General features: G+C 64.3%; 4 protein-coding genes. 2 read left to right on the top strand and 2 right to left on the bottom strand.

Annotated features, from left to right (window positions below):
* Window positions 1-1,386: VOC family protein (locus HP546_RS26055; protein WP_172231456.1), on the top strand; the 1,386-nt coding region annotated here is incomplete at its 5' end.
* Between the two features lie 11 nt (window positions 1,387-1,397).
* On the opposite strand, the gene HP546_RS26050 is transcribed toward HP546_RS26055, so the two are convergent.
* Complete coding sequence (locus tag HP546_RS26050) at window positions 1,398-2,324, bottom strand: LysR substrate-binding domain-containing protein (protein WP_172231453.1); 927 nt, start codon at window positions 2,322-2,324, stop codon at window positions 1,398-1,400.
* Between the two features lie 153 nt (window positions 2,325-2,477).
* Here HP546_RS26050 and HP546_RS26045 point away from each other — a divergent pair, with 153 nt between their 5' ends.
* The gene (locus HP546_RS26045; protein ID WP_172231450.1) at window positions 2,478-3,866 is read left to right on the top strand and encodes a NorM family multidrug efflux MATE transporter; all 1,389 of its coding nucleotides are present in this window, start codon (window positions 2,478-2,480) and stop codon (window positions 3,864-3,866) included.
* A gap of 49 nt (window positions 3,867-3,915) precedes the next feature.
* On the opposite strand, the gene HP546_RS26040 is transcribed toward HP546_RS26045, so the two are convergent.
* On the bottom strand, window positions 3,916-4,755 hold an 840-nt coding region (locus HP546_RS26040), incomplete at its 5' end, for a bifunctional diguanylate cyclase/phosphodiesterase (protein ID WP_172231447.1).

Here is a 4,755-nt window from a genome sequence, read left to right as displayed (position 1 = left end):
CACGATTTCGTCAGCCCAGACAGCATCCGCGCGCAGTTCTCTGCCGCCATGTCGCTCATGTACAAACAGGAAGTGCCGCTGTACGGCACGTTGCTGGAGCTGGTGAGCGAAATCAACCAGCAGGTCATGGCCCAGCAACCCGAGGTAGCCGAAGCCCTGCGCTGGACCGGCGAAATCGAGCGCCTGGATCAGGAACGCCACGGCGCCATCCGCGTCGGCACCGCTGAAGAGCTGGCCACCATCGCCCGTCTGTTCGCCGTCATGGGCATGCAGCCGGTCGGCTACTACGACCTCAGCTCTGCCGGCGTGCCGGTGCACTCCACCGCGTTTCGCGCGGTGCACGAGCAGTCGCTGCACGTCAGCCCGTTCCGCGTGTTCACCTCGCTGCTGCGCCTGGAGCTGATCGACAACCCGCAGCTGCGTGAACTGGCCCAGAGCATCCTCGCCAAACGCCAGATATTCACGGATCGCGCCCTCGCGCTGATTGCCCAGTGCGAACGCGATGGTGGCCTGAACGCTGCAGATGCCGACGCATTTGTGCAGGAAGCGCTGCACACCTTCCGCTGGCACCATGATGCCACGGTCACTGCCGAGCAGTACCAGCAGTTGCACGACCAGCATCGCCTGATCGCCGACGTGGTCGCCTTCAAGGGCCCGCACATCAACCACCTGACCCCACGCACCCTGGATATCGACGCCATCCAGATTGGCATGCCGGCCAAGGGCATCCCGCCCAAGGCCGTGGTCGAAGGCCCGCCCACCCGCCGCCACCCGATCCTGCTGCGCCAGACCAGCTTCAAGGCGCTGCAGGAAAAGGTTGCCTTCCGCGACCAACAAGGCAGCGAGGGCAGCCACACTGCGCGCTTTGGCGAGATCGAGCAGCGCGGTGCGGCGCTGACGCCGAAAGGGCGCCAGCTGTACGACAAGCTGCTGGATGCGACCCGGGCCGCCTTGGGCGGTGTGCCGGCCGAGGCCAACGCCGAGCGCTACAGGGCGCTGCTGCAGGAAACTTTTGTCGAATTCCCGGATGACCTGGCGCAGATGCGTGAACAGGGCCTGGCGTACTTCCGCTACTTTGCCACCGAAAAAGGGCTGGCTGCGCGTGGCCAGGACGATCGACCGACCACCCTGCAGGGCCTGATCGACGCTGGTCATGTGCACTTCGAGGCGCTGGTGTACGAGGACTTCCTGCCAGTGAGTGCTGCAGGGATCTTCCAGTCCAACCTGGGTGACGATGCCCAGGCCGAGTACGGCAGCAACGCCAACCGCGATGCGTTCGAAGCGGCGTTGGGGCTGCAGGTGCAGGATGAGCTGGCGCTGTATGCACAAAGCGAGCGCCGGTCGTTGCAGGCCTGTGCACAGGCCTTGAATCTGGGCTCGATGTAAGGCTGCGGGAATCAGAGGGGCGGCAGGATTTCCACATCAGGCAGATCCATCGCCGCCACCTCCTCATCCAGAAACGCGCTCAACCGCCGCAAACGCTCGCCCCCCGGCCGTGTACGGGGCCACACCAGGTAATAGTCCATCCCGCTGGGCACCGCCGTCGGCCATGGCAGGCTAAGCCGTTTCTGCGCCACATCCTCGGCCACCATCAGCAAGTCGCCCATGGAAATCCCGTAACCACGCGCAGCAGCAATCATGCCCAGTTCCAGAGTGTCGAACACCTGGCCGCCCTTCAGCGAGACCTTGTCGCTGAGCCCCATGCGCTCCAGCCATTCGCGCCAGTCACGCTTGTCCACCGTGGGGTGCAACAGCTCGATGCAGGCCAGCCGGCGCACGTCCCACGGCTCCTCGTCCAGCAGGTCCGGCGCGCCCACCGGGATCAGCAACTCCGGGAACAACTTGCGCACCTCCCAGTCCGCCGGGAATGCCCCGTCACTGAGCAACACCGCGCAATCGAACGGCTCCTGGTTGAAGTCCACATGGTCCACGTCCATCCAGGCGCTGGTCAGCTGCACTTCATTGCCCGGCTGCAAATGACGGAAGCGACTCAAGCGCGCCAGCAACCAGCGCATGGTCAGCGTCGAAGGCGCCTTCATGCGCAGGATGTCATCTTCGCCGCGCAAGGTATCGCAGGCCCGCTCCAGCGCGGCAAAACCTTCACGCACCCCAGGCAGCAGCACCCGCGCCGCTTCGGTCAGCTGCAGGCTGCGGCCACTGCGGACGAACAAGCGGCAGGCAAAGTGATCCTCCAGCGTGCGGATATGCCGGCTGACCGCACTTTGGGTGATCGACAGCTCTTCACCCGCGCGGGTGAAAGAGCTTGAGCGTGCGGCAGCTTCAAATGCGCGCAGGGCATACAACGGTGGGAGCTGACGAGACATCTGGTACCTGCCATACGAGCTGTGAGGCAACTCCTGAAAGCATATATGCATGAGTCAAAGTCATGCCAACAATCGGTTTTATCCTTTTGTGCAAAGTTGACCGAAGCCTCAGAATCGCGCTTCGCTACATCACCTCCGGAAGAAGGACAGCCCATGCACGTCGCGCCCACTACAGAACTCAAGGCGTTGCTGCGCCTGGCCGGGCCGCTGATCGCCTCGCAGTTGGCGCACATGCTGATGGTGCTGACCGACACCCTGATGATGGCCCGCATCAGCCCGCAAGCCCTGGCCGGTGGTGGACTGGGCGCAGCCAGCTATTCGTTCGTGTCCATCTTCTGCCTGGGCGTGATCGCCGCCGTCGGCACCCTGGTGGCCATCCGCAAGGGCGCCAACGATATCGAGGGCGCTACCCGCCTGGCGCAAAACGGCCTGTGGCTTGCCTGGGGCCTGGCGCTGGTGGCCGCGCTGGCGTTGTGGAACCTTGAGCCGGTATTGCTGATGTTCGGCCAACAGCCGGAGAACGTGGCCTCGGCGGCGCAGTTCCTGACCCTGCTGCCACTGGCGCTGCCCAGCTACCTGACCTTCATGGCCCTGCGCGGTTTCACCAGCGCCCTCGGCCGCTCGACCCCGGTGATGGTCATCAGCGTGGTCGGCACGGTGCTCAACTACCTGCTCAATGTCGCCATGCTCGAAGGCATGTTCGGCCTGCCGAAGCTGGGCCTGATGGGCATTGGCCTGGTCACCGCGGTGGTATCGCTGGGCATGGCCATTGCCCTGGCGCTGTATATCCGCTGGCACCCGGCGTATGCCGCCTACCCGCTACGCAAGGGCCTGTCGCGCCCGTCAATGCCGGCGCTGCGCGAGTTGTGGCGGCTGGGCTTGCCCATTGGCGGCACCTACATGGTGGAAGTGGGCCTGTTCGCCTTCGCCGCCCTGTGCATGGGTGTGCTGGGCAGCACCGAGCTGGCGGCGCATCAGATCGCCCTGCAGATCGTCTCCACGGCGTTCATGGTGCCGACCGGGCTGTCGTATGCGGTGACCATGCGCGTGGGCCTGTATTACGGCGCCGGCAACCTGCTGGCGGCACGCAGCGCCGGGCGGGTCGGGATTGGCTTCGGCGGGCTGATCATGTTCGGCTTTGCGGCACTGTTCTGGCTGTTGCCCGATGCACTGGTAGGGCTGTTTATCGACCGCAGCGACCCGGCCTTCGCCGCCATCTACCAACTGGCGGTGCAACTGGTGATGGTCGCGGCCTGGTTCGAGCTGTTCGATGGCATGCAGACCATCGCCATGGGTTCGATTCGTGGCCTCAAGGATGCCAAGACCACATTCCTGATCGGCTTGTGCTGTTACTGGCTGGTGGGCGCGCCGAGTGCCTGGCTGTTCGCATTCAACCTGGGCGGCGGCGCGGTCGGCATCTGGTGGGGGCTGGCATTGGGGCTGGCGTTTGCTGCCGTGGCGCTGACCTTCGGCTTTGAATGGCGGATGAAGCGGCTGCTGCGCAAAGCCGGTGTGGCTGACGGTTCTGCAGTGTCTGTGTGATTGCCGGGGCTTTGTGTTGCGATGGAGGGCAAAGCCCTCCCTCGCGATGTCACAGGCTAACCAGCTTCGGCTTGCTGCAATCCATCAAAAACTCCATCAACTCCGCCACGGGCAAAGGCTTGCTGACCAGAAAGCCCTGCACCTGGTCACAGCCAAACTCGCGCAACAGTGCCAGCTGCTCTTCGCTCTCCACGCCCTCGGCCACCACCTCGAGGTTGAGGTTGTGCGCCAGGTTGATCATGGCGTGCACCAGCTTGCGGTTCTCCTCGCGCATTTCCATTTCGGCAACGAAGCTGCGGTCCACCTTGAGCAAGGCGATCGGCAGGCTGTTGAGGTGTACGAAAGAAGAAAAGCCGGTGCCGAAATCGTCGAGAGAAAAGCGCACGCCCAGGCGCCCCAACGCGTCCATGGTCTGGCGCACCAGCTCGTTGCGGCGCATCACTGCCGTTTCGGTCAGCTCGAACTCCAGCCAGCGCGCATCGACGCCATGCTCAAGGATCAGACGGCTCAAGGTAGCCAACAGCTGGCTGTCCTGAAACTGGCGGAAGCTAAGGTTGACCGCCATGTGCAGCGGTTCCAGGCCACGCTCGCACAGCACCTGCATGTCACGCAGGGCGCGGGAAATCACCCAGTAGCCCAACGGCACGATCAGGCCGCTTTGCTCGGCCAACGGCACGAACTCGCTGGGCGGCAACAGCCCACGCTCGGCATGGCGCCAGCGCACCAGCGCCTCCAGGCCGACGATGCGCCCGTCGGCCATGTTCAGCCGCGGCTGGTAGTGCAGCTCCAGTTCATCCCGGCGCAAGGCACGGCGCAGTTCGCTTTCCAGGTCGGCGAGGCTGCGCGCATTACGGTTGATGCGCTCGTTGAACACATGGAAGGTGCAGCC

Source organism: Pseudomonas sp. CM25, from assembly GCF_013179705.1.
Classification (GTDB): domain Bacteria; phylum Pseudomonadota; class Gammaproteobacteria; order Pseudomonadales; family Pseudomonadaceae; genus Aquipseudomonas.
The sequence above is the reverse complement of the archived record's forward strand: the minus strand, read 5'-3'. Positions and strand labels throughout refer to the sequence as shown.

What these genes read in the sequence shown, in the direction of transcription:
- HP546_RS26050 (WP_172231453.1), bottom strand. Translation starts at nt 2,324, where the DNA reads ATGTCTCGTCAGCTCCCACCGTTGTATGCCCTGCGCGCATTTGAAGCT.
- HP546_RS26045 (WP_172231450.1), top strand. Translation starts at nt 2,478, where the DNA reads ATGCACGTCGCGCCCACTACAGAACTCAAGGCGTTGCTGCGCCTGGCC.